Raw genomic sequence first — 25,876 nt, forward strand, 5'->3', positions numbered from 1 at the left:
GAAAACAAACCCCCACACAAAAGCAAAAGCGTGCTTCGCATGCGGTGCAAGCCGCCGAGTCGTCTTGCACCGCATGTCCGAGCGTGTCAAACCGGTGGCCGTCAAGGCCAAGCCCTACGGGCGCTGCGCGGCCTTGACGGGGTTAGCGCCTCAAAAACATCCGCGAAATACGGTAGCGGCATCCGCGATATCCGGTAAGCCAAATGCGCGGCGTTGCTACTCGGGTCCCACAGGCGAACGCAGCAAGATCGACGAAGTTGGACGACGTTACGCTACTGCGCTGAGTTGAGCATGAGGCTCTGGCATTGGAAAACATCCGCGATATCCGGTAAAAACATCCGCGAAATACGGTGCCTCGCGTTCAGCGTGGACGCAGCACGACGGCCCAGTTCCGCCGGGTTTGCCGTCGCACTGCGTGCGCCGTCAAACCCGGCGGGATGAAGTTAGTTCGTGATGCGATGTAATTGAGATGGGAGGAATGTGTCCTCTGGCAGACTCGCGTCTTTAGACCAAAACCCGCTTCGGGGCAAAAAATTGCAGTTCGAAGGACGCATCAGCGCAAAACCATCGGCAGGCCCTTGGTGCATCAGGGGAAAACGCGATTCGACAACGGCGGGCGTGTCGGGTGCAAGCGTCTGGGGGTCAGCGGTAGTCCAATGGATGTGCCACGTGGTACTAATGCCCCGGCGACCATTGGAGGAGTTGATTACTCAGCTCATGCTATAGACCAAATGCAGGGTCGGGGTGTGCCGCCCTCAGTGGTGAAAAACACCATTGATAATGGCGTTAACTACCCTACGCGTCCTGGAACAACGGGATACTATGATCCGGTGAACAACGTTCGGGTCGTCACGAATTCCAAAACCGGGCTTGTCGTCACGGTTATCCCTGGAGCACCTTAAAATGAAGAGAACGTTTATTGGTCTGGATCTGGATGTAAAAAAAATCTTGCTCAAGGAATGGGATCCAATCGGTGTTGGCGCTTCACCTGAGGCGGACGATGAATACGACTCATATGTCCAGGATATTAGCCGTATGCTTCGAGAGGAAAAGACAGTCGACGAACTGTACTCTTACCTCAGGTGGATTGAGGTCGAGCATATTGGTCTTGATGGAGATGAATTACATACCAGAACTGTTGCCCATCGACTCATGAGTTTGGATAAAGCTACTCGCTGATGACGACAAACCCGGCCGCGGCCGGGTTTGTCGTTTGTAGAGTCGTTCAATCCGGCGTGATGACGAGCCTGCCGTGCTCGACCTGGATTCTCACACGCTGGCCAGGTGGAAAGCCGGCCTGTTCAAGCCAGATGCCGGCGATGCGCAGCCACGGAAAAAACCGTGGTGTTCGCCAGGGTCTTCCCTCTTTGGGGCTGGGTCGCCAGCGCATAAGTTCCTGGACGGTAGCGTGACGCTCGGGATGAGCGTGCAATGCATTAAGATTGGCGTCAGCCATGATCAACTCCTTCGGTGAGTTGGTGGTGGTTAGCGGTCGGTGAGTGCTCGTAACACTCACTGGCCGCGCTTCGTTTACATCACGGTGTCTTCCTTCATTAGCCGCCTATCGTCGACGGTTCATAACCTTCTGGACCTGCGTCTTCCTGACGAAGCTGTCGATCACCAGGATCAACGCCTGTTGCTCGGCATCGGGCAGGCTGTCCACCTGTTGATAGAGACTCAGTAACTCTTGATTGTGAATCTTGGGTTCGGCCGGTGCGGGTGTTCGTCCGGCCAGTTCATCCAGTGTGACCTGCAAAATATCGGCGATCCGTACCACGGTATCGAACTGTGGTGTAGCAAGGCCGCGTTCCCAGCGGTTATACACACGCGGGTTGATTTCCAGCAGTTCAGCGAGCCGCGCCTGGGTGATCTGTCTCGCAGAGCGCAGCAGTCTGAGTCGTTCGGCAAAGACGGACATATCAAAGCATCCCAACGAAAAAGGAGATGCATTCATTCTAAGTACCCCCTTCTGCCAGGCTTGCCATTTATACACTATACAGTGTATTGTTAACTACATCAATTGGAGTATTGACAGGTTTTTAGCCGAAGGACGATTCATGCCGCGCATTCCCGAAACCGAGCTGGAGAGACTGAAGCGCGAAGTGTCGCTGGTGCGGCTGATCGAGTCGCAGGGGCATGAGCTGAAGAAGCGCGGCCGCGACTGGGTGATGCGCTGTGTGTTCCACGAAGAGGACACGCCGAGCCTGTCGGTGTCGGAGGCGAAGAATGTGTATCACTGCTTCGGCTGCAACGCGTCGGGCACGGTGCTGGACTGGGTCATGAAAACCCAGGGGGTGAGCCTGCCGCATGCGGTGCAGTTACTGCGTAACGACGCGCCGCTCGCGGGTGCGGAGAAAGTGGGCGTGAACCGCTCGCAGGCGCGACACCTGCCTTCTTTAGCTGCGGGTTCTGATGAAGCGGTGTTGCTGCGCGAGGTGGCCGACACGTATCACGCGACCCTGAAGCAGAGCCCGGAGGCGCAGGCGTATCTGGTGCAGCGCGGGCTGGTGCATGGTGAGCTGATCGATACGTTCAGGCTGGGCTATGCGAACAAGAGCCTGACGTACCGGCTGCCGCCGGGGTACTCGAAGGAAGGCCGTGACGTGCGCGCGAAGCTGCAACGCGTGGGCGTGTATCGCGAGAGCGGACACGAGCACCTGAACGGGTGTCTGGTGGTGCCGGTGTTCGATCTGGAATCGGGTGACGGGGTGGTCAACGTCAGACAGATGTACGGGCGGCGGATTGCTGCGGGTCACAAGATTCCGGCGGGCCAGCCGAAGCACCTGTATCTGTCGTTGCCGCTTGCCGGTGTGTGGAACGAAGTGGCGCTTGTTGCCAGCCGTGAAGTGATCGTGTGCGAGGCGCTGATCGATGCACTGACGTTCTGGTGTGCGGGGTATCGCAACGTGATCGCGGCGTATGGGGTGAACGGGTTCACGCAGGACCATTGGGACGCACTGAAACGGCACGGTACCGAGCGGGTGTGGATCGCATACGACCGGGACGACGCGGGCAATAGCGCGGCGGAAAAGCTCGGCACGGAGTTGCGCGAGGTAGGCATCGAGACGTGGCGTGTGCTGTTCCCGAAGGGCATGGACGCGAACGATTACGCGAGGAAGGTTGCGCCGGCGGACAGGAGCCTTGGGGTGTTGTTGCAGCAGGCGGAATGGATTGGCAAGGGCCGGCGTGCTGCGGTTGCGGCGCAGGTTGAACCGGTGCCGGTCGACGAAGTGACGGACGCTAAACCGGCCTCTTCTTTAGCCGCTGTTGCTGCGGCTGAGGCTGCGGTTACGCCAGCCACGGCGATGGCCGCTAAAGAGGAGGTGCAGCCCGCGCCGGTGGACGAGCTCGACGTGAAGCAGACGGAAGGCGGTGAACTGCTGTTCACGTTTGGCGAGCGCGTATGGCGTATCCGTGGCTGGCAGAAGAACCTCGGGCCGGAGCAGATGCGCGTGAACGCGCAGGTTCGGCGCGGCGACAGTTACCACGTCGACACGCTGGACGTGTACAGCGCGAAGGCTCGTGCGGTGTATCTGAAAACGGCGGCGATTGAGCTCGGCAACCAGGAAGACACGCTCAAGCGCGATCTCGGGCGCGTGCTGCTGAAGCTGGAGACGTTGCAGGATGAAGCGATCCGCGCGACGCTTGCGCCGAAAGAAAAAGGCGTGACGCTGGACGCTGTTGAACACGCGGCAGCGCTGGACTGGCTGAAGGCGCCGGACCTGATTGCGCGGCTGGAAGCGGATATGGCGCGCTGCGGTGTTGTAGGCGAAGCGACGAATCTGCTGGCCGGGTATCTGTCGGCGGTGTCACGCAAGCTCGATGCGCCGCTCGCGGTGCTGATTCAATCGAGCAGCGCGGCTGGCAAGAGTTCACTGATGGATGCAGTGCTTGACCTGATGCCGGACGAGGAACGCATCCAGTACAGCGCCATGACCGGACAGAGCCTGTTCTACCTGGGCGAGACGGACCTGCAACACAAGATTCTGGCGATTGCCGAAGAGGAAGGCGTACGTCAGGCGGCGTATGCACTGAAGCTGCTGCAAAGCGATGGTGAACTGACGATCGCATCGACGGGCAAGGACGAGGCGACGGGCAACCTGGTGACGAAGCAATATCGTGTGAAAGGCCCGGTCATGCTGATGCTGACGACGACCGCGATCGACGTCGACGAGGAATTGCTGAACCGGTGTCTGGTGCTGACGATCAACGAGAGCCGGGAGCAGACGCGCGAGATTCACGCACGGCAGCGGGCGAAACAGACGCTCGAAGGGTTGCTGGCCGAGACGGACAAGCAGCACATCATTGAACTGCATCGCAACGCGCAGCGGCTGCTCAAGCCGGTTCACGTGGTGAATCCGTTTGCCGAACAACTGACGTTCATGGACGACAAGACACGCATGCGGCGCGATCACATGAAGTACCTGACGCTGATCCGCTCGATCGCGCTGCTGCACCAGTACCAGCGGCCACACAGGACGGTCACGCATCGCGGCGAGGCGCTGACGTACATCGAAGTCACGAAGGCCGATATTGCGCTGGCGAACCGGATCGCACACGAGGTGCTGGGACGCACGCTCGATGAATTGCCGCCGCAGACGCGGCGGCTGCTGACGATGGTTCAGGCGTGGGTCAACGAGCGATGCACGGCGACGGCGCAGAAGCAGAACGAATTCCGTTTTACGCGGCGCGACGTGCGCGAGGCGACACGCTGGGGCGATACGCAACTGAAGGTGCACCTGGCGCGGCTGGTGGAGCTTGAGTATGTGCTGACGCATCGCGGACTGCGTGGGCTCACGCATGAATACGAGTTGCGCTATGACGGGGTGGACGATGGCCGGCCGCACCTGATGGGCCTGCTTGAGCTGCAAACACTCGACAACGATGCAAACCGGTCGGGGCAAAACGATGAGCGGTCGGGGTCTGGTCGGGTGGTGGCCGGGGGCCGGTCGGAGGTGATCGATCAGGGTCAGAGCCACGCGGTGCAAGGCATGGAGGCGGAACCGGTCGGGGTGAACGCAAACGCGTATATCGGAGAAAAGACGTGTGCCTCTTCTTTAGCCCGCGTTGTTGAGGATTCCAGATGACAAAGAAAACGACGCCGCGCGTGCTGCTGCCCGTGATTGGCCCGGTGGACGATCCACAAAGCCTGTATCACCAGATGCGGCAGTACCTTGAGTGGCAGCGGGTGCGCAACTACAGCGAGCGCACGGTGGAGAACCGCGAAAGCAATCTGCGCCTGTTCATCACGTGGTGCGACGAGCGCGGCGTGACGCAGCCGCAGGAAGTGACGCGGCCGATCCTCGAGCGGTATCAGCGGTATCTGTTCCTGTATCGCAAGCCCAACGGCGAAGCGCTCTCGGGCGGCAGTCAGGTGAAGCGGCTTGAGCCGATACGGGGCTGGTTCCGGTGGCTGATCCGCCATAACCGGATACTGGGCAATCCGGCGGCTGATCTGGAGATGCCGCGCGTGGAGAAGCGTCTGCCCAAACATATCCTGTCGGCGGAAGAAGCCGAGCGGATTCTGAACGTGCCCGATGTGACGAGCGCGATGGGCTTGCGTGATCGGGCGATGCTGGAAACGCTCTACAGCACGGGCGTGCGGCGCTCGGAGTTGGTGGCGCTGAAGGTTCACGACATTGATTACGACCGTGGCACGCTGATGGTTCGCCAGGGCAAGGGCAAGCGCGACCGGCTGATACCGATCGGCGCGCGTGCGCTGGCGTGGATCAGGAAGTATCTGGACGAAGCGCGCCCGCAGCTCATGATGGGAGACGATGACCGGACGCTGTATCTGACGATTCAGGGCGAAGCGGTTCATATCAACACGTTGGGGCGGCTGGTGAACGGCTACATCAAGGAGTCGGGGCTTGAGAAAAGCGGCTCGTGTCACCTGTTCCGGCACACGATGGCGACGCTGATGCTGGAGAACGGCGCGGACGTGCGATTCGTGCAGGCGATGCTCGGCCATGCGGACCTGAAGACGACGCAGATCTATACGCATGTGGCGATACGGGCGCTGAAAGAGATCCACACGGCGACGCACCCGGCGCGACTGGAGCGAGTGAGTGATGCGCAGGACGGGAAGGTCACGCGGCTGAGGCGGCATGAATACAGCGAGTTCAGCCGGAACATGTTCGGGATGGCGGAGGCACGAAAACCATTGGCCGACGATGTGCCGGATAGAAGTGAAGAGCGATAGAGAGACGGAGGTAAAAGCGATGGCGAAGACGGTGGCAGAAAGACAGGCGGCATACAGGGCGAAGCGGCTACAGGCATGTGCTGACGGCAATGGCGAGCGGCGGCTGAATGTGTGGGTGAGTACGGGCGTTGCGCTAGGACTGGAGCGGCTCGCGCGCCGTTACGGCGTAACGAAACGGGACATGCTGGAGCGCCTGGTGAAGACGGAAGATGATCGTGTGCTCGCGGGCATGGAACTCGACACGCCGGAGTGGGACGCGTACTTCGGCGCGCAGACCGGCATGTGCGTGACGGGCGGATAACGGTCAGGCAATGGATGGGCGTTACGCGGTAACGTCCATCGACACGAACGCGACCGGGACGCGCCGACAGGAAGTGAAGAACGTAAAAGGCAAGCGCGGCCTTGCGGCCGGAAACCTGGAGGGCCGGGGGTAAATGGGCCTGCGGCCCATTTAACATAACCGCTTGGAAATTAGCACCGTTTGGCGGGCCGTCATCGCGCCAGCCGTTGCCTCTGCCGGCCCGCCAAACGGTGCTAATTTGCGTTATGTCTGGCGCCCCCGGCCCGCCGGGTGCGCGAGGCGCACACCAGTAAGTCAGGGCCATAAACCGGCCAGAAACCTGGCGTACCAACAAAGCCAGGCATGGCGCTACGCGCAAGAAAAAGTCAGGGGCCGCGCCGCGGCCAGTCATGGTGTGAACCCCGCCCACCCGGTGCGTCTGCTGCGCCCGGGCTACGGCCGCAAGCGGCCTCCGCTCCGTGCTCGCAGCCTGCCTCCCGTCCGCCCCCAAGGGGCTCCCAATCCAGAGTTACGAAAAATCAAAAGCAAAAGCGTGCTTCGCATGCGGTGCAAGCCGCCGTGTCGTCTTGCACCGCATGATCGAACGTAGAACCCTGGCGGCCGTCAAGGCTGCCCTTCGGCGCGCTTGCGCGCGGCCTTGACGGGTTCGGCGTCAGGTTGGTACGCGAAGGTCTGCGCGATTCTGGAGCAGTGGAACACGACGGTCCTGTTCCGCCGGGTTTGCCGTCGCACTGCGTGCGCCGTCAAACCCGGCGGGACGAAGTTGCTTCGTGATGCGGTGTAATTGAGATGGGCGCAATGCGTCCTCTGGCAAACTCGCGCCGTCTGGCCAAAACCCGTGTCGGGGCAAAAAATTACGGATGGAAACGCGCATCATGGAAAACCGGTTTGCAAGTTCCTGTCGCGTCAGGAGAAAACCTGTATCGACAACGGCGGGCGTGTCGGGGTGTGGTGTTCGTTACAACCGCCAGTTGCATCCAGAAGAAAAAACAGTCGCCAAGCAGCTCGCGGATAAGAGCGGCGGCAAATACACAGAGGCGCAGATCGAAGACCAGATGCGCATCATGGGTGCAACCTCGAACGGGACCAACGAATCGGGCGCACCGACGACCTTGATTGGTCAGGCACCTACGGACTCGGGTGCACAGTGGATGTCGGCAGGAACAACTGCCGACGGCAAGCCGATCCTGACGCAGATAACGGCACTGGCGAATCCGGAGTTGCAGTCATATATTCTGTCGAACTATGCGACCGACGTGCCGGGCACAGTTTCATACGACCCGTTGTCCGGCTCGAAGTCATCAACTATAACGGGACCGTTTACCAAGTTCGACAAGAGCGACGCGGACTTTATGCGTAACACAACGGCAGATGCGGCGGGGATGGTTTCGACCAACGCTGGACGTGTATCGGCCCTTGCAGCAGCGGGTGCGGCAATAACGCCTTGCTCAGTGGTCTGTAAAGGTGTTGCATACACTGGAACAGTCATAGGGATCGCCGCAGATGCGGTTGGGCAATTAGCTAGGCCGAATACCGGGCAGTACCTTTTTAACGGTTCAACGTCTATCGCATCGAACTACATATCAGCGGCATCGCCCGTGCTAACCCCCGCCGTGAATGAGTTGGTGAATCAAATAAACGGCAGTGGTGCGACTACGAACGTGCAAGACAAGATAAATGCAATTTTCGGACCTCAAACTTCCAAGGGGAAAAAATGAAGGTCAGATTCATCGACAACGGCAACCTAGCTTCATGGCTTCGCTTGACGCTAATCGTTATCGGAATAGGGCTTGCCGCGGTCGCGCTTGCATGTGAACTCCCGGTTTTTTTGGCGAGAGCTTTTTTGTTAGTCGGCTTTTTCTCAGTGCTTGTCGGCGGAATGACCAGTCGAGCCAAATTGCTAAATATCAAGCCCTTCGATAACAGCTACAAGAGAGCGCGCGATAGCTACAAGTCGAAAGACGACGGGAGCGGCAAATGAGCTGCTGAGACAGCAGCGGGCTAACGATGCCTGCTGTTGCGCGTCGTATCGAATCACGGAATGAAACACCCATGAAACTCAGAGAGAGGCTGGCGGCGCTGCCGCTCACAGCCCTGGTATCGCTCGCGTCCAACGCGCAGCATGCGCCCACGCCAGCGGACGAAGCCGCTGCCGCTCGGGTCAACGCTGAGCAGAACCAGCAGATCCAGCAGCAGCGTGACGCACAGCAGCGCGACGCGACCGTGCAGGCACCCGCCGTGCGCTCGACCCTCCCCACATTCGAGGGCTATCCGCTGCTGCCGGTCGAGGCACCATGCTTCCGCATCGGCAGGTTCGCGCTCGATGTCCCGACGACACTGCCCGATGCCGTGCGCAGCAAGGGAGCGTCGGCCCTATCACTGGACCAGTTCGCCTTTGCGCGTGAATGGCTTGACCATTATCGGGGCCAGTGCGTCGGCAAGTCCGGCATTGACACGCTGACCAGGGCGCTGCAGCAGGCGATCCTGAGTCGTGGCTATGTCACGACGCGTGTGCTCGTCCCGCAGCAGGACCTGTCCAGCGGCACGCTGGCTTTTGCGCTCGTTCCAGGCGTCGTACACCAGCTCCGCTTTGCGGACCCTGACACACGTGGCACCCTGAAGTCTGCATTCCCGGCAAGCGACGGCGACCTGCTGGACCTGCGCGATCTTGAGCAGGGACTGGAGCAGATGAAGCGTGTCGCGTCGCAGGACGTGGACATGAAGATCGAGCCGACCGAGACACCGGGCGAAAGCGATGTCGTGGTGAGCGTGAAGCGTTCGAAGCCGTGGAGCTTTGTTGCATCCGTCGATAATTCAGGCACGGACGCGACCGGCAAGTGGCAGGGCAACGTGAGCCTCGGCATCGACAATCCACTGGGACTCAATGACATAGTTACGGTCGGCGCGAACCAGGACCTGTCGTTCGACAACAAGTCGCTCGGCTCGCACGGATTCAACGGGTCATATTCTGTGCCATGGGGCTACTGGACGGCCACGCTGTCCGGCAACACGAACACCTACTACCAGAACATCGCGGGCGTCAACCAGACGTTCGTGTCCAGCGGCAATTCGCAGACGGCCGCACTCAGGCTCGCGCGTGTACTGAGGCGCAGCCAGAGTGATGTATTCGGCGTGGAGTTCCAGCTATCGAAGCGTTTCGGCGAGAGCTTCATTGACGACACCGACATCCCGCAGCAGCGGCGCAACGACACGTTCATCGAAGCGGGTCTGACCGACCGGCATTACTTCGGCGCGTCGCAGTTCGACGGCACGCTCGCGTACCGCCAGGGGATCGGCGGGCTTGGCGCGACATCCGACCCTTATCCAGACGGCCCCACGTACCGTTACCACATGGCTGTGCTTGATGCGAACCTGTCGGTGCCGTTCGCGGTCGCCAGCCAGAGTTTCCGCTACGTGACGACCGTGCACGCGCAGTTCACCAACGACACGCTGTTCTATCTGGATGACCTGACCATTGGCAGCCGTTACACCGTGCGCGGCGTCAACGGCGAAACCATGCTGGCGGCAGAGAAGGGCTTTTACTGGCGTAACGAGCTGCAATTACCGCTCGGACAGACCGGACAAACGCTGTACGCGGGGATCGACTATGGCCGCGTGTTTGGTCCGAACACGGCGTTTCTCGCCGGGACGCAACTGGCGGGCGCGGTGATCGGCATCCGCGGTGGTCTGCCGTCGCGCTTTGTTGGAGTCTCCTATGACCTGTTCGTCGGCACGCCAGTCTACAAACCCAGCGGCTTTCCGACCTCACGCGTGACCGTCGGAGTCCAGGCGACGGCGCAGTTCTAGCGCGCCGTGGGGGAACGCGAGGGACGTTGCCCACCCCGCGTGCACCGCAGCATCGACAACTCACCTGTTTAGATTTTAGACAAGTCACTTGTCTTGTTAATCCGCGTTAAGGGGCGCCGTTAGCTTGAATCTCAAACGAGACACATGTCTAATATGTAGGACCGTCCCTCTGTAGGGGACGAAGGTTTCGCCGCACCGCAGCGTGTGGGGAAACGTGGGGGAATGGATGTTTGAGGGCGCGAGGGGAAAGAAATTTCCCCCACACGCTGCCCGGAAAGGCTTGTGTGGCGGGGCTGTTTATCACAGGGTGTGATTTGTCCACAGCTTTGTGCACAAATTGTGTGGACAACTAGAGGTTGGAGCGCCGCACCTACGGCAGCGGGCTTGCCATTCTGGCTTTTCCACGTGACCGGCCGTGAAGCGATGAGTGATGCTTACTCATCAACCGCGACGGGATATTCCCGCTGCTTCAACTACTTGGCTGGGATGTGCGAAGGTTGTCCACAGGCTTGCCAACATTTTATGGGGACAAGTTTTTTGCCCTCGGTGCCCCCGTTCCTTGTGCCTACGACGCTGGAAAACAAAAGGAAGCCAACGCCGCAAGCGCGGAACCCATCCATGCTTCCGCCCAAGGCAAAACCCCGCTTAAGCCTTCAGCGGCGAAGCCGCGACCTCTTCCCTCGATTGCACCTGCAACACCGCATCCCGCTTATCCAGCAGATGCTGCCGCAAAATAGCGCTCAACTTCTTCCCATCCCGCGCTTCGAGCGCCTTCAACATCTCGTCATGGTCATGAATCGCACTATCCCACTTAGGGATCTGAAAGTTCGACCGAAACCGTAACGCCTGCAGGCGTCGATTAACAGCGACATAAGTCTGCCGCAGTGCTGAATTCCTCGCCGCCTCATTGATCTTGTCGTGGATCGCCTGGTTGCGACCGTAGTACCCGGCCAGATCATTCTGCGTCCGGCAAGCCAGCATCGCGTAATGCAGCGCTTTGATCTCAGCAAGCTCCGCAGCCGTCATCCGCTCCGCCGCCAACTCGCCGGAAAAAGCCTCAAGACCACTCATCAATTCAAAGGTCTCACGCAACTCCGCTTCCGACATCTTCGACACCGATGCGCCCCGGTTCGGCGAAATCTCGATCAGCCCTTCCGCGGCCAACACCTTCAGCGCCTCCCGCAGCGGCGTGCGCGAAATCCCAAGCGTCTCGCATAACTCGCGCTCGTTCAGTTTCTTGCCCGGCTCAAGCACCCCTTCGACGATAAAGCGGCGAATGTGCTCCACCACCGTGTCGTGCAAGCGCTGACGCTCGACCTTCGGCATCAGCGGGGAAGCCGCGACACCCGCATCGAAATCCGAATTTTGCATACAAAAGCCCTCAACATCGTATTAGTGCGATTTTATCGGAAGCTCAAAGAATAGGTAAGAGCACGGGTAAACACCGGTGTAAGCAAGCAAATTTTGCCTTGGGTCGGCCGTCGATCGTCTGATATAGTTTTTTGCATGCAAAATTCAATAGGAGGAGCCCAATGCTCAAGCTAGACTTTCACCCCGCTGGCCGTCACTTCCTGCAGATCCCGGGTCCGAGCCCGGTGCCCGATCGCATTCTCCGGGCGATGAGCTACCCGACCATTGATCACCGCGGCCCAGAGTTCGGCGAACTCGGTCTGAAGGTGCTCGAAGGCATCAAGAAAATCTTCAAGACGCAGCAACCGGTGGTGATCTATCCGGCCTCCGGTACCGGCGCGTGGGAAGCGGCGCTGTCGAATACGCTGAGCCCCGGCGACAACGTGCTGATGTTCGAAACGGGTCACTTCGCGACGCTGTGGAAAAAGATGGCGGAAAGCCTCGGGCTGAAGCCGGAGTTTCTTGGCCTGCCGGGCATCGAAGGCTGGCGGCGCGGGGTTCAGCCGCAAATGATCGAAGAGCGCCTGCGCGCCGACACGCAGCACGCGATCAAGGCGGTGTGTGTCGTCCACAACGAAACCTCGACGGGCGTCACCTCGGACATCGCCGCCGTGCGCCGCGCGATCGATGCCGCCGGCCACCCGGCACTGCTGCTGGTCGACACGATTTCGGGGCTCGCCTGCGCCGACTATCGCCATGACGAATGGGGCGTCGACGTCACCGTGTCCGGCTCGCAAAAAGGCTTGATGCTGCCGCCGGGTATCAGCTTCAACGCGATCTCGCCGAAGGCATTCGCCGCCAGCAAGCAGGCCAAACTGCCGCGCAGCTTCTGGGACTGGACCGACATCGTCGAGATGAACAAGACCGGCTACTGGCCGTACACGCCGAACACGAACCTGCTGTACGGGCTCAATGAGGCGCTGGAAATGATTCTCGGCGAAGGACTCGACAACGTGTTTGCCCGTCATGAGCGTCTCGCCGAAGCCACTCGTCGTGCGGTCCGCGCGTGGGGTCTGGAAATCCAATGCGCGGATCCCGCTGTATATAGCCCCGTGCTGACCGGCGTGATGATGCCCGAAGGTATCGATGCCGACGCGGTGCGCAAGGTCATCTACGAACGCTTCGACATGTCGCTCGGCACCGGCCTCGGCAAGATGAAAGGCCGTATGTTCCGCATCGGCCACCTCGGCGACTGCAACGACCTGATGCTGCTGGCTACGCTGGCCGGTTGCGAAATGGGTCTGAGGCTCGCGGGTGTGCCGCTTAAGGAGAGCGGCCTGCCTGCCGCTATGGCGTGGTTGAGCCAGCCGACGCAAGCGTCAGGGCTGAAAGCGGCGGCTTGAGCATCTGAACGCGTGGGCGCCGGGCGCACCAGCGGGACAGCGCTCGGCGCGTCAGCGTATGAGTGCATCAGCGCATCTCGCAGCAAGGGAGGACGGGGAGCACTTCCCTCACGAAGCCGCGCATAGAACGCGGCCCATCAACAACATGCGATGTTCCCGCGGCCGGCGTGTGTCGCCGACGGGCGACGACGCAGCGCGCCATTCCAGGCGTGCCGTCGATAGACTGCAATGGAGAGAGACGATGAAGCGGTTTCGTGTGAGCAGTGCGACCAGTATCGTTCTAGTGATGCTATGCATCATGTACTTCATCACTTACCTGGACCGCGTCAACGTCAGCACCGCGGCGGCGGGTTTCGGCAAGGAATTTGGCCTTTCCCATACGGAAGTGGGCTTCGTGTTCTCCGCCTTCGCTTATCCGTATCTGATTTTTCAGATCATCGGTGGCTGGGTCAGTGACCGCTTCGGCGCGAAACGCACGCTGATTTTCTGCGGCGCTATCTGGGGCGTCGCGACTCTGCTGACCGGCCTCGCCGGCGGCCTGGTCTCGCTGCTGGCCGCGCGCGTGTTGCTCGGTTTCGGCGAAGGCGCCACGTTTCCTGCTGCGACCTCCGCGATGGCGCGCTGGGTCGCGAAAGAGAAACGCGGCTTCGCGCAGGGCATCACCCACGCAGCATCGCGCATCGGCAATGCCATTGCACCCGGCCTGATCGTGCTTGTCATGGCGACCTGGGGTTGGCGCGAATCGTTCTATATCTGCGGCGTGTTCAGCTTGCTGTGGGTTGCCGTGTGGGCGTTCACGTTCACCGAACATCCGAAAGATCATCCGCGTATCACGAGCGAGGAACTCGACGTCTTGCCCGCGCCGAAGCCGAAAGCGGCCGCTGTGCCGTGGGGAAAACTGTTTCGCCGCATGTGGCCCGTCACGATCGTGTACTTCTGCTACGGCTGGACTTTGTGGCTGTTCCTCAGCTGGATTCCGCAGTACTTCCTGCACAGCTATCACCTGCAACTGCAAAAGTCGGCGATCTTCGCATCGGTCGTGTTCTTTGCCGGCGTACTCGGCGACACGCTCGGCGGTATCGTCACCGACTGGATCTTCACCCGCACCCGCAGCCTGAAGCGCGCGCGAAGCTGGATGGTGTCGGTGTGCATGCTGTTCTGTCTGCTCTCGCTCATCCCGCTGATGTTCACGCACGACCTGTATCTGTCAATGGCGTGTCTCGCGTCAGGCTTCTTCTTCGCTGAAATGACGATCGGCCCGATGTGGGCGATTCCGATGGACATCGCACCGGAATACTCGGGCACCGCGAGCGGCATGATGAACACCGGCTCCGCATTGGCCGCGATCATCTCGCCGGTGGTCGGCGGATTTCTGATCGACTACTTCGGCAGCTGGGAGTTGCCGTTCGTCGGCAGCATGCTGTTGATGGCGATCGGCGTGGTGCTCGCGTTCCGCATGCAGCCGGAAAGCAAGTTCGAACTCAACGCGGCCGACAAAGCGCACGCCACCACGGGCGTGGGCGCATAAGCAGACTGCACCGTTTCTTCTCTTCGCCTTCAACTAAATGACCACACTACTCAGTCAGCGTCTCGTCGACGCGCGCCGCAATCATCTGACGCTCGATGCGTTGCCAGTGGAGCAGGTGCCCGCAGATGGCGCTGCCGCTTACGCGATTCAGCACGACATCCTGCGCGTGCTGGGTGCGCCGATCGGCGGCTGGAAGATCGGCGCGAAGTCCGACAGCGGCCCGATTCAGGGCGCACCGTTGCCCGCGAACGATCTGTACCCCGACGGCGCACGAGTGCCGCGTGAAGCCTTCGCCCCGCTGGGACTTGAACTGGAGATCGCATTCCGCTTCGGCCGTCGCTTCGAGGCTTCGACCACGCCCTATGGCGAAGCCGACGTGCACGCAGGCATCGGATCGATCGGTGCGACCATCGAGATCGTGGCGAGCCGCTACGCCGGCTGGCCCAATGTCGACAAGCTCGCCCAACTCGCGGACTTGCAGAATCACGGTGCGCTGATCGTCGGCGAATTTACGCCGTATCGCGAGGACTTTCCGTTTGTGGCGCCGTCGGCACGCTTCAGTTTCGAAGGGCGTGACGTGGTCGAGACGACGCCCGCCAATCCGGCCGGCGATCCACGGCGCCTGCTGACTTGGCTCGTTAATCACGCCACATCGCGCGGCATTGCGGTCACGCCGGACATGGTCATCACCACCGGTTCGTATACCGGAATGTTTTTTCCGCAGAGTGCGGGCACCGCAAGCGGATGCATTGAAGGGCTCGCGCCGATCAGCCTGACGCTGTACTAGCCCGTTTCTTATAGCCGACGATATGACGAACCCCACCTCCGCTTTACTCGTCAAGCCGATCCATCTGGTGCCTTCCGCCGCGCGCCTGACGACGCCACTCGCCCAGCATCTGCGCAAGTCACTGCGCGGCGACGTGTTGTTCGATGCGGCGAGCCGCGGCCGTTACGCGACCGACGCGTCGATCTATCAGATCACGCCGATCGGCGTGGTGGTGCCGCGCGATCAGGACGATCTGCGCATTGCACTGGAGATTGCACGAAGCGAGAAAGTACCGTTGCTCGCGCGCGGTGCGGGCACGAGCCAATGCGGTCAGACCGTCGGCGAGGCGCTGGTGATCGACATCAGCAAGTGGCTAAACAACATCGTCGCGTTCGATGCAGGCGCGCGCACGGTGACGGTCGAACCGGGCGTTGTGCTGGATCATCTGAACGCGTGGTTAAAGCCGCACGGCCTGTGGTTTCCGGTCGACGTCTCGACAGCGGCGCAATGCACGATCGGCGGAATGGCCGGCAACAACTCGTGCGGCTCGCGCTCGATCGAGTACGGCAATATGGTGCACAACGTCGATGCGATCGACGCCATTCTCGCCGACGGCAGCGAAGCACGTTTCGCCTCATTGCGGGAGGTGCCGCAAGGCGCGCGCTTGCAGCAGATCGTCGAAGGCGTGAAGCGGATTGCCGAGCGGGAGCATGCTGAAATCGTGGAGCGTGTGCCGAAGGTCTTACGGCGTGTCGCGGGCTACAACATCGACGTGTTCGATTGCCAGAACCCGCGCGCTTACACCGACGACGGCATCGCGAACCTCGCGCATCTGCTGGTCGGTTCGGAGGGCACGCTTGCATTCAGCCGGCAACTGACGCTGAAGCTCGTACCGCTGCCCACGCATAAGACGCTTGGCGTGGTCAACTTCCCGACCTTCTGGCAATCGATGGATCTCACGCAGCACATCGTGAAGCTGAAGCCGGTGGCCGTGGAACTGGTCGACCGCACCATGATCGATCTGGCGATGAGTAATCCCGCCTTCCGTCCGGTGATCGAGAAGGCGCTGGTCGGCGAGCCGCAAGCGATCCTGCTGGTGGAATTCGCGGGCGAGGATCGTGACCAGCAACTTGCGTCGCTCAAACAACTGACTGAACTGATGGCCGACCTGGGCTTGCCCGATTCGGTCGTCGAGATGCCTGCCGCGAACGAACAGAAAGCGCTGTGGGAAGTCCGTAAAGCGGGCTTGAACATCATGATGAGCATGAAGGGCGACGGCAAACCGGTCTCCTTCATCGAGGATTGCGCGGTTCCGCTCGAACATCTGGCGGAATACACGAGCCGTCTGACCGAAGTGTTCCATCGTCACGGTACCGAAGGCACCTGGTATGCGCATGCAAGTGTCGGCACGCTGCACGTGCGGCCGATTCTCGATATGCGGCGTGGCGGCGCCGCGAAGATGCGCGCCATCGCCGAGGAAGCGGCGGCGTTGGTGCGCGAATACAAGGGCGCGTATTCCGGCGAACATGGCGACGGCTTGTGCCGAGGCGAATGGGTCGCATGGCAATACGGACCGCGTCTGAATCAGGCGTTCACCGAAATCAAGGCGCTGTTCGATCCGGATAACCGTTTCAATCCCGACAAGATCGTGCGTCCGCCGAAGATGGACGACGCGCGCAATTTCCGCTTTGCGCCGGGCTACGAAGCGCAACGGATCGAGACCGCGCTCGACTGGTCCGCATGGAACGTCGAACGCGATCCGCTAACGGGGCAGGAGACGCTGCCGGGCAGCGGCAACGATTTGTCGGGCGGTCTCGCGAAGGCCGTCGAGATGTGCAACAACAACGGTCATTGCCGCAAGTTCGACGCGGGCACCATGTGCCCGAGTTATCGCGTGACGAAGGATGAGCAACATGTGACGCGAGGGCGCGCGAACACTTTGCGTCTGGCCATTTCAGGGCAGCTCGGCGAAGCAGGACTCGCCAGCGACGACGTCAAGGACACGCTCGACCTGTGCGTCTCGTGCAAGGGCTGCAAGCGCGATTGCCCGACGGGTGTCGACATGGCGAAGTTCAAGATCGAGGCGCGGGCGGCGCGCCTCAAACGGCATGGTCTGCGTCTGCGCGACAGGCTGGTGGCTTTCATGCCGCGCTATGCGGCCGCAGCGAGCCGCGTGCCGGGTTTGATGGCGTTGGCTGACAACGTGCCGGTGTTGTCGGCGTGGTTCAAACGCTCGGTCGGTTTCGCGCCTGAACGGACGCTGCCGCGTTTCAAGAAATCGTTCTTGGCGAGCGCGTCGGCGACCAAACCGCCTCAGGGCGGTGCGCTGAAAGAAGTGCTGTTGTTCGTCGACACATTCAACAACAACATGGAGCCTGAAAACGCGCGCGCCGCGCAGCAGGTGCTGGAGGCTGCTGGTTATACGGTGCACTTCAATACGCGCCAGGGCGAGCGGCCGGTGTGTTGCGGCCGCACCTTCCTCGCGGCCGGTTTGGTCGATGAAGCTAAACACGAAGCGCGACGCATGCTCGATCTGTTCAAACCGTTTGTCGAGCGCGGTGTACCGATCGTTGGGTTGGAGCCGTCGTGTTTGCTGTCGTTGCGCGACGAGTTTCTCAACTACGGTTTCGGCGAAGAGGCACAACGGCTTTCGAAACAGGCGTTTCTCTTCGAAGAGTTTCTGGTGCGTGAGGAAAACGCCGGTCGTCTGAAGCTTGCGTTGAAGCCGTTGGCGAAGGAGAAGGCGCTCGTACATGGCCACTGCCATCAAAAAGCCTTTGACGCGTTCACGCCGGTACAAACCGTGCTGAACTGGATTCCTGAACTGAAGGTGTCGACGGTCGAGTCATCGTGCTGCGGCATGGCGGGCAGTTTCGGCTACGAAGCCGAGCACTACGCGACATCGCAAGCGATGGCGGAATTGTCGTTACTGCCCGCGGTGCGCAAGATCGACGGCAACACGGTGATGGTCGCGGACGGCACGAGTTGCCGGCATCAGATTCATGATGGCGCGGGCGTCGACGCGTTCCATGTGGCGCGTGTGCTGGCGATGGCTTTGCGGTGAGGGTGGGTCAGTCGACGGTAGCGGTGCCCTGCTCAGGCTGGCGCCGGGCAGCCAGTTCAGGCCGGAGCAGCGCTGAGTCAGCGCGCCAGCCACTATTGGGCGCTTACTACCTGCCGATACGCGGCCGGCGCCACGCCGACGCTTTCACGAAAACGATGGCCGAAATGACTGGCGTTCGCATAACCGCACTGCTCGGCGACTTGCGCGAGCGACAGTCTCGTGGTGCGTGCGCGTTCGAGCCGTTGCTGCGCGATCCAGGCAGCAGGCGGTAGTCCGAACGACGTGCGGAACATGCTGCGTGCGCAAGGTGTGCGCCGCTCAAGGGCGGCTTATCCGTTGTTGGTGGTGGCGGGGAATCTGGTGGCGTTCGATCTCACGCGTCGACTCTTTGTGCGGCGCGTGAGGACGTCCTAATCCGCCGCGGTCCACTCCGGCCGCTTTCCCAAGCTGTCGAACAGTTCGAGTATCGTCGCCTTGACCTTCTGCACGGCATTGCTCAGCAACGCTGTGTCGTGCCAGCAGAGCGACAGGTCACGCGAGAACAACCGGTGATCGACCTTCGCAAGCTTGAGCTTGTGCTCGTCGAGTTCAACGTGCGCAGCCGTCCACGGCAGGATCGTCACACCTAGCTTTGCCATCACCGCCGCGAATAACAACGCGGTGGAACTGGCCTCGAACAGAATCTCGCACGGCAGCCCGGCTTCGCGCAGCGCCCACTCGACGCGGCTGCGAATCGTATTCGGTGCACTGGGCAGGATCAGCGGCATGCGCGCGAGTTCGCTGATCGACACCGGCTCGCGCGGCATCTGAAATTCCGGCCACGCAATCAGATAGAGCGCCTCGGTGAGCAACCTCTGCGCGGCGACCCCGCGCGTTTCGACCGCGTCCACCACGACGGCCAGTTCCACCCGGCCGCTACCGATCAAACTGCCGAGTTCTGCGCTCGGTGCTTCGAGCAACTCCAGCGCGATGCCGGGGTAACGGTCGCGAATCGTGCGGGCGAGCGGGATCGCCACCATCCGTGCCGTGCTCGACGGCATGGCGACCGACACTCTGCCTTGCGGAAGCTCGGCGTCCTGCCGCAGCAGTTCGCGCGTGCTGTCGGCCTGCCGCAGCAACTCGATTGCGTGCCGGTAAAGCGTTTGCCCGGCTGCGGTGGGCGCCACGCCCTGCACGCTGCGCTCAAGCAACTGCATTCCCAGATCGCGCTCCAGATTGCGCATCTGCTGGCTGATCGCGGGCTGCGCGATATGGAGCGCTTCGCTCGCGCGCGTGACGTTGCCACACTCCACCACTTTGACGAAATACCGCAGTTGCCGCAGGTCCATGTGGGTCGCTCGCTCCTTCATCCCATAACAAAATCCGATCGAACCAGAGAAATATCATATTTTTCGATTATCGAGCGCGTTCTTATACTCAAGCCACAAAAAACCGAAGCGTGCCCAGCGTGAGCTGTCCGGCGCCGCTTCAAAACGGCCGGCTTCTGTCGGCTTGGAGACAAGGATGTCCAAAGCGATCGCTGCATCGACGTCGGCGCTAAAGCCCCGGCGCACACCCCTCACCCGCGAACAGATCGGCGGCTTCTGGGCGGTTTACTCGGGATGGGTGCTGGACGGCGTCGATTCCGTGATCTACGCGCTGGTGCTGATTCCGGCGCTCACCGAGTTGCTGCCCAACTCGGGTATTGCCGCCACGCCCGGCAACCTTGGGATGTACGGCTCGATCCTGTTTGCGCTGTTTTTGATCGGCTGGGGGCTGTCGTTCATCTGGGGGCCGCTCGCCGACCGCTTTGGCCGGGTCAAGACGTTGGCCGCGAGCATCCTCATTTACTCCGTGTTCACCGGCGCCGCTGCGTTCGCGCACAACGTCTGGGAGTTGGCCGCGTTCCGGCTGATTGCAGGCATCGGCGTGGGTGGCGAATGGGCGCTCGCTGGTACCTATGTCGCCGAGAGCTGGCCGGAAGATCGTCGCAAGATGGGGGCGGGCTATCTGCAGACCGGTTATTACGTCGGATTCTTCCTTGCCGCCTTGCTGAACTATACGGTCGGCGCGACGTATGGCTGGCGCGCGATGTTCCTGTGCGGTCTCGCGCCCGCGTTGGTCGCCATTTTCACGGTGCTCAAGGTGAAGGAACCGGGTCAATGGCGCAAGGCCACGCATGGTGTCGGCCAGACCAATGCCGCCGCTGTGTCGAAGCGCCGCCCGCTGATGGAGATATTCGCGCCCGCTTATCGGCGTCGCACGTTGACGAGTGCGAGTCTGGTAGGCGTCGCGATCATCGGCTTGTGGGCCGGGTCGGTCTACGAGGCGAGCGCTGTCGTGACGCTCGCGACGCGTGCCGGGATCGACCGCGTCGGCGCCGTGCATCTCGCGTCGATCGGGGCGGCCGTGTTGTCGGTGGGGACGATCCTCGGGTGTCTCGTCGCGCCGTGGCTGGCGGAACGCTTAGGGCGCCGCGTCGCGCTTGGGACGTACTTTGCCGGTATGGCCATGTCGATCGTGTTTGCCTTCGGCTGGGTCTTCTATCTGCCGAATGGACTCAACCTGTTCATGGTGTCGTTGTTGTTTCTTGGCTTCTTCGGTGGCAATTTCGCGATCTTTTCGCTGTGGCTGCCTGAGCAATATCCGACCCGGATACGCGCTACCGCGTTTGCCTTCAATGCGTCGGTGGGGCGGCTGCTCGGCGCGGGCGTCAACTTCCTGCTGGCGGCAGCGATTCACTGGCAAGGTTCGCTCGGGCTGCCGATTGCGTGGACCGCGGTGGCCTTTGTGATCGGGCTGCTGATCTTGCCGTTCGCTGTCGAGACACGTCATCAGACGCTGCCGGAATAGGCGCGTCGTTGATCACATCGCTCAGGCTATCCACAGCCGTCATCAATTCGCTGGAGAACTCAATGCAAGCGTTACAAGGAATCAAGGTCGTCGAACTGAGCCGGGCGCTGTCGGGGCCGTTCTGCTCGATGGTGCTGGCCGACCTCGGCGCGGACGTCATCAAGATCGAACCGGGCCCGGGCGGCGACATGAGCCGAACCTGGGGGCCGTTCGACCGGGGCGTGAGTACCTACTATCTATCCTGCAACCGCAACAAGCGCGGCGCGTGCATCGACTTTCGCAATCCGGAAGGACTGGCCGCGATCCACCGGCTGATCGACGATGCCGACGTGGTGATCGAGAACTTCAAGCCTGGCACGATCGACAGCATGGGGCTCGGCTACGACGTGCTCAGCGCGCGCAATCCGCGGCTGGTGATGGGCAGCATCAACGCGTTCGGCGCCGATGGTCCGATGAGTGGCTGGCCGGGTTTTGACCAGATTGCCCAAGGTTATTCCGGCCTGATGAGCCTGACCGGTTTCGCCGATGGCGACCCTACGCGCACCGGCACCGCGATCGGCGATCTGAGTTCCGGCATGTGGCTTGCGATGGCGATACTGTCCGCGTTATTGGAGCGTGAGCGAACCGGGCGTGGCCAGCATGTGAGCACGTCGTTGCTCGCGAGTCTGGTGGGGCTGCTCAGCGTGCATGGCCAACGGTACCTGAGCCTCGGCGATATTCCGCGCCGCACCGGCAACGCGCATTCGGTGATCGCACCTTACGGCGTGTTCGAAACCGCCGATGGCCCGCTCAACATCGCGCCGATCACGTCGGACATGTGGCTGCGCCTGTGCCAATTACTCGAATTGCCGGCGTTGCCGGACGATCCGCGCTTCGCGACAAACGAAGCCCGAGTTGCGCATCGCGATGAGTTAAAGGCTGCGTTGGAAGCGCGTTTGAAGACGCGTGGTAAGCGGGAGTGGACAGAACTGTTTATCGGCGTGGGATTGCCCGCCGGACCGATCAATACGTTGGACGAAGTGTTCGCCGATCCGCAAGTGCAGCATTGCCGGCTGGTGGAGACGGTCGAGCATCCGACACTCGGCGCGCTGCGCCAGGTCGTGACGCCGGTGTCGAGTTCGGCGGTGACGGGTGATTCGCCTGGCCACGTCAGCCGGCATGCGCCGCCGGGCCTTGGCGAACATACTGTCGATGTACTGCGCGAGACGGGTTTCGATGAGATATCGATCGAGGCGTTGATTGCCGCGAAGGCGGTGCATCAACAGGGTGGCTATTCGCTACCGGAGAAGGCTTTGGAACACACTGCGGGCGTTACGCAATGAGCTGGCCGCAAACCTTGAAACATGCGACGCGAGTTGCGCTATGAACCCGACGCGAAACTCGAAACACGGCTGCGGGAATTGCACAATGAGCGGGCCACCAACCTTGGAATATGCTACAGAGGTCACACAATGAACACGCCGAATGCATCGCCGTTTGCGGTAACGGTCGATATCGTGGATGAACGGATTGCGCGCTTGACGTTCAGTCATCCTACTCGCAGGAATGCGCTCAGCGCTGAGCTGTTGCAAGCGCTCGATGCGCAGCTCGCCGACCTTGCGGCACGGCGGATACCGGTCGTGATACTTGGCAGCGGTGTTGGGCAGGACGTTTGGAGCGCGGGCCACGATCTTGGTGAGTTGGCGCACGACCGCGACCCGATTGCGTACGGCAAGCCGTTGGAGCAGGCATTGCGCCGCGTGCGTGCTTATCCGGGCGTAGTGATTGCGATGGTGTCCGGCTCCGCGTGGGGCGGTGCCGTCGATCTGGCGATGAGTTGCGACCTGGTTGTTGCTGACGGCAGTGCGCGCTTCGCGATGACGCCGGCGAACATTGGCTTACCTTATACGACGAGTGGCCTGCTGCGTTTCTTCAACAACTTGCCGATTCACGTGCTGAAGGAAATGTTCTTCAGCGCGCAGCCACTCGATGCCGCGCGTGCTGAGCGTTTTGGCGTGATCAACCGTCTGGTCGACAGCGACGAGCTGGAAGCAACGGCGCTTGAACTGGCGCGCGGAATCGCAAGCAAAGCACCGTTGGCGATCCAGGCCGTGAAGGAACAACTGCGAATACTTGAAGACTTGCAGCCGATGCCTGTCCAGGCGATGGAACAGATTGCCGAGCTTCGCCGCCAGGCATGTGAAAGCGCGGATTTCAGCGAGGGACTGACTGCGTTTTCAGAGAGACGGGCACCGGTGTTTAAAGGCGAGTGAACGAGGCGTTTGCCCGAGTCCGTGAAGATATCGAGGGTAGCGAGCGGTTCGGGGACCGGTGATGTACTGAGCGACCGCGCCTGCACCGACAGCGTTAAAGGTGAGTATTTTCGGGGGCAAAAAAAGCGGACTGTGGACCCCGCCGGTGAGCTTTTTCGGGAGTGAAAAAAGTGCGAAACGCGCAACCGCAAGCGTTTCGCTGGGCAACCCGCATGCGTCAAAAAACGGGCTACCGGTCGGTTTTATGAAGTGTCCTTCGGCGCGCGCATCGGCTTTAGCCACGCGATCCTGACGGACATCACGCCATCGTCATACGGCGACCGATGGTGTTGCCACACCTATGCACTTGCGTGGCACGCGCTGCACCACACCGGTACGGGTGCGGGAATGCGGCTCTACAGGATCGAGAGACTGAAGCAATAACCTTCATCTACGGGACCGCACCGGATACCCGAGAGTTATACCGGTGCGGCGCACCATGCGCTCAACGCGTCTCGCACTTCGCCAATGACCGGTCCCCATTCGCCTAATTCTTGCTGGCGGAACAGACGCATGGACGGATACCAGGGGCTATCGGCTCTATCTACCAACCACCGCCACTCGGAATAGGCGGGCTGTAGTACCCATACGGGTAGGCCAGCAGCGCCTGCAAGGTGTGCAGCGGATGAGTCGACTGTGATAAGAAGATCGAGCGTTTCAAGTATCGCGAGCGTGTCACTAAAGTCTTCAATCAGTGGCCCCAAGGTATGCACGTCAAAATCGTCAGCCAGCATTTCGCTCCCTTCCTCGCAGTCACCTTTCTGAACTGAGAACCAGGTTATTGGGTGCAAGTGAAACAGCGGCCGCAGCGTATGCAAACTGATAGACCGGAAACGATCATTAGTCGTATTCGGGCTTCCCTTCCAGACGAATCCGACGCGCCGCCTTTTCGCACATGCTGTGCGCGGAGCAGTGGCTTCAATGTAGGAGCGCCAATGGTCGCGCCGCTTCTGTGTCGTCGTGAGATATGGCATGGCAACCGGGAGCGTTGATATTTTCAAATTCATATACGCCGGTATCCGCATCATATAAGACCAGTACTCGTATGGTCCGCTTGGCACGGTGGGGTATGTGTAGACCTCTCGCACGCCGGTCATGCAGGCAGCAATTTCGGCGAGCGGTGGATCGACAAGTACATCGACCGTCGCGCCTTGTCGGTGCAACCACTCGGCGAACCTCAGGAACTGTATCTGGTCGCCGAATCCCTGGTGAAGTACGTACAAAAACCGGCATCCCGCTACCGGTTCCCCTTTCCACTCAGGGAATTCCGGGTGAATCAATTGACTACTTATCGACGGGTATGTATAGAAAATTTCATGTTGCTTCCATCCTTCATCGAAATTGCCCAGGACAAGCTGCACACATGAGACAAAGTACTTCACGCTCATGTCCTCGTTTTCAGGCCAAAAACGTGCCGCTTGCATTGCATATGGAAAACATTCTCTAGCCTTCCCGCACATCCACAATGCCCTTGCTGCGTTGTAGTATAGAAAATGGCTCTCGGGATTGACCGACAGTCCCTGCTTGGCGAGCCTCAATCCATCGGCGTAACGGTGATTCTCGTTCAACAAGGCAGAGATTTGTCTCAGCGCATCGGCATTGTTTGCATAGAGGCTGCTCAATTGCTCTACCACATCGTTAGTCTCATTCTCTCGCCCCGCCTTGATGAGTGCGATGATTAGGTCGAGCCCGTCCTGTAACCCTGCCGGGCCTAGCACCCAGGCGCGCAAAAGGCTGTTGGCAGCATCATCGGTTTCTTCAAGTTCTGCACTGATCCGGCCAATGGCGCGGATAGCGTGATGCAGTTCCGGCTCGATCTCAAGGGCTTTTCCGTAGTGGGCTTTAGCCTCAGGAAGTCGGCCCGATTGTCGAAGACAATCTGCCAGATTTCGGTGCAGCGTCGCCGTACTCCCCGCGATACTAATAGCATGGCGATAGAACCCTTCAGCCGCCATCAAATCCTTCGCCAGTGCGGCAAGCAATCCACACTGTTCCAATATGTCTGCACGGTCCGGGGCGACGAGTGATGCACGGTCGAGAAAATCTCGCGCCCGCTGAAACTGGCTATCGAGAAAGCAAGCCAGTCCCGCGCAATGAAGCGCATGCAAGTTCTGCGGTTGCAGATTTAATATTCGGACATATCCCTTGATGGCTTCTTCCAGATTGTGTTCGGCGAAGTCCGCATCAGCACGCGAGACAAGGGCGTTCATGTTTTCGTCAGCGGTGCTGATATTTATAGGGAAAGTTCTCAGCATCTTTTTTCCATCGATTTAGACAGAAGTACGCCCCTGTGCCTCGACAGGTACAAGGACGTACCTCGCCCACTAGTGGC

19 protein-coding genes and 1 pseudogene are annotated in these 25,876 nt (G+C 60.6%); 14 read left to right on the plus strand and 6 right to left on the minus strand.

Translation table 11 applies throughout. The features are described 5' to 3' along the window. Positions 1–903: 903 nt before the first annotated feature. Positions 904–1,179 (plus strand): hypothetical protein, encoded by a 276-nt coding sequence (locus KHO31_RS12310; protein WP_201087250.1) that lies wholly within the window; start codon positions 904–906, stop codon positions 1,177–1,179. Positions 1,180–1,225: 46 nt separating this feature from the next. Here the strand turns inward: KHO31_RS12310 and KHO31_RS12315 are convergent, their stop codons facing one another. Together KHO31_RS12315 and KHO31_RS12320 are read right to left on the minus strand one after the other, a co-directional pair. After that, positions 1,226–1,456 (minus strand): SymE family type I addiction module toxin, encoded by a 231-nt coding sequence (locus tag KHO31_RS12315; protein WP_201077037.1) that lies wholly within the window; start codon positions 1,454–1,456, stop codon positions 1,226–1,228. Positions 1,457–1,561: 105 nt separating this feature from the next. Beyond that, positions 1,562–1,954: a helix-turn-helix domain-containing protein gene (locus KHO31_RS12320; protein WP_201077039.1), complete on the minus strand. Its 393-nt coding sequence runs from the start codon at positions 1,952–1,954 to the stop codon at positions 1,562–1,564. 103 nt (positions 1,955–2,057) lie between these two features. Between KHO31_RS12320 and KHO31_RS12325 the strand changes: the two genes are divergently transcribed. The 6 genes from KHO31_RS12325 (at position 2,058) to KHO31_RS12350 (ending at position 10,310) form a co-directional block, all read left to right on the plus strand. Beyond that, positions 2,058–5,087: a CHC2 zinc finger domain-containing protein gene (locus KHO31_RS12325; RefSeq protein ID WP_211623409.1), complete on the plus strand. Its 3,030-nt coding sequence runs from the start codon at positions 2,058–2,060 to the stop codon at positions 5,085–5,087. After that, positions 5,084–6,202: a site-specific tyrosine recombinase XerC gene (gene xerC, locus KHO31_RS12330; protein ID WP_211623411.1), complete on the plus strand. Its 1,119-nt coding sequence runs from the start codon at positions 5,084–5,086 to the stop codon at positions 6,200–6,202. Before KHO31_RS12325 ends, xerC begins: the two co-directional genes overlap by 4 nt. A 19-nt stretch (positions 6,203–6,221) precedes the next feature. Then, complete coding sequence (locus KHO31_RS12335) at positions 6,222–6,503, plus strand: hypothetical protein (RefSeq protein WP_201077063.1); 282 nt, start codon at positions 6,222–6,224, stop codon at positions 6,501–6,503. 875 nt (positions 6,504–7,378) lie between these two features. Further along, the gene (locus tag KHO31_RS12340; protein ID WP_211623412.1) at positions 7,379–8,221 is read left to right on the plus strand and encodes a hypothetical protein; all 843 of its coding nucleotides are present in this window, start codon (positions 7,379–7,381) and stop codon (positions 8,219–8,221) included. Further along, on the plus strand, positions 8,218–8,484 hold the full coding sequence (locus KHO31_RS12345; protein WP_201077377.1) for a hypothetical protein: 267 nt from the start codon (positions 8,218–8,220) through the stop codon (positions 8,482–8,484). Before KHO31_RS12340 ends, KHO31_RS12345 begins: the two co-directional genes overlap by 4 nt. A gap of 71 nt (positions 8,485–8,555) precedes the next feature. After that, positions 8,556–10,310 carry a ShlB/FhaC/HecB family hemolysin secretion/activation protein gene (locus KHO31_RS12350; RefSeq protein ID WP_201077075.1) on the plus strand — a complete coding sequence of 585 codons (1,755 nt, stop codon included), beginning with the start codon at positions 8,556–8,558 and terminating at the stop codon, positions 10,308–10,310. A gap of 645 nt (positions 10,311–10,955) precedes the next feature. Here KHO31_RS12350 and KHO31_RS12355 read toward each other — a convergent pair. Then, positions 10,956–11,681, minus strand: a complete 726-nt coding sequence (locus tag KHO31_RS12355; protein WP_201107750.1) for a GntR family transcriptional regulator — start codon at positions 11,679–11,681, stop codon at positions 10,956–10,958. A gap of 161 nt (positions 11,682–11,842) precedes the next feature. Here KHO31_RS12355 and KHO31_RS12360 point away from each other — a divergent pair, with 161 nt between their 5' ends. The 4 genes from KHO31_RS12360 (at position 11,843) to KHO31_RS12375 (ending at position 18,421) form a co-directional block, all read left to right on the plus strand. Further along, positions 11,843–13,063, plus strand: coding sequence for a pyridoxal-phosphate-dependent aminotransferase family protein (locus tag KHO31_RS12360; RefSeq protein WP_201077079.1), 1,221 nt, complete (start codon positions 11,843–11,845; stop codon positions 13,061–13,063). 241 nt (positions 13,064–13,304) lie between these two features. Continuing rightward, positions 13,305–14,591, plus strand: coding sequence for an MFS transporter (locus tag KHO31_RS12365; protein ID WP_201077081.1), 1,287 nt, complete (start codon positions 13,305–13,307; stop codon positions 14,589–14,591). A 37-nt stretch (positions 14,592–14,628) separates the two neighbouring features. Then, positions 14,629–15,378, plus strand: coding sequence for a 2-keto-4-pentenoate hydratase (locus tag KHO31_RS12370; RefSeq protein ID WP_201085150.1), 750 nt, complete (start codon positions 14,629–14,631; stop codon positions 15,376–15,378). Positions 15,379–15,400: 22 nt separating this feature from the next. Next, the gene (locus tag KHO31_RS12375) at positions 15,401–18,421 is read left to right on the plus strand and encodes an FAD-binding and (Fe-S)-binding domain-containing protein (RefSeq protein ID WP_211623414.1); all 3,021 of its coding nucleotides are present in this window, start codon (positions 15,401–15,403) and stop codon (positions 18,419–18,421) included. A 92-nt stretch (positions 18,422–18,513) separates the two neighbouring features. Here the strand turns inward: KHO31_RS12375 and KHO31_RS12380 are convergent. Both KHO31_RS12380 and KHO31_RS12385 read right to left on the minus strand, forming a co-directional pair. After that, a pseudogene (locus KHO31_RS12380) lies at positions 18,514–18,714 on the minus strand (helix-turn-helix domain-containing protein); the annotation flags it as partial. Positions 18,715–18,831: 117 nt separating this feature from the next. Further along, positions 18,832–19,749, minus strand: a complete 918-nt coding sequence (locus KHO31_RS12385) for a LysR substrate-binding domain-containing protein (protein ID WP_201077098.1) — start codon at positions 19,747–19,749, stop codon at positions 18,832–18,834. Between the two features lie 175 nt (positions 19,750–19,924). Here KHO31_RS12385 and KHO31_RS12390 point away from each other — a divergent pair, with 175 nt between their 5' ends. The 3 genes from KHO31_RS12390 to scpB all read left to right on the plus strand — a co-directional run bounded on the left by KHO31_RS12390 (position 19,925) and on the right by scpB (position 23,505). Further along, the gene (locus KHO31_RS12390) at positions 19,925–21,253 is read left to right on the plus strand and encodes an MFS transporter (RefSeq protein WP_201077100.1); all 1,329 of its coding nucleotides are present in this window, start codon (positions 19,925–19,927) and stop codon (positions 21,251–21,253) included. A 62-nt stretch (positions 21,254–21,315) separates the two neighbouring features. Continuing rightward, complete coding sequence (locus KHO31_RS12395) at positions 21,316–22,575, plus strand: CaiB/BaiF CoA transferase family protein (RefSeq protein WP_211623416.1); 1,260 nt, start codon at positions 21,316–21,318, stop codon at positions 22,573–22,575. A gap of 129 nt (positions 22,576–22,704) precedes the next feature. Continuing rightward, positions 22,705–23,505 carry a methylmalonyl-CoA decarboxylase gene (gene scpB, locus KHO31_RS12400; protein WP_201107752.1) on the plus strand — a complete coding sequence of 267 codons (801 nt, stop codon included), beginning with the start codon at positions 22,705–22,707 and terminating at the stop codon, positions 23,503–23,505. Between the two features lie 458 nt (positions 23,506–23,963). On the opposite strand, the gene KHO31_RS12405 is transcribed toward scpB, so the two are convergent. Next, entirely contained in the window at positions 23,964–25,799 is a 1,836-nt protein-coding gene (locus tag KHO31_RS12405; RefSeq protein ID WP_236071229.1) for a tetratricopeptide repeat protein, read from the minus strand. Positions 25,800–25,876: the final 77 nt, after the last annotated feature.

Origin of the sequence: Paraburkholderia domus, assembly GCF_905220705.1 — a bacterium.
Lineage (GTDB): Bacteria > Pseudomonadota > Gammaproteobacteria > Burkholderiales > Burkholderiaceae > Paraburkholderia > Paraburkholderia domus.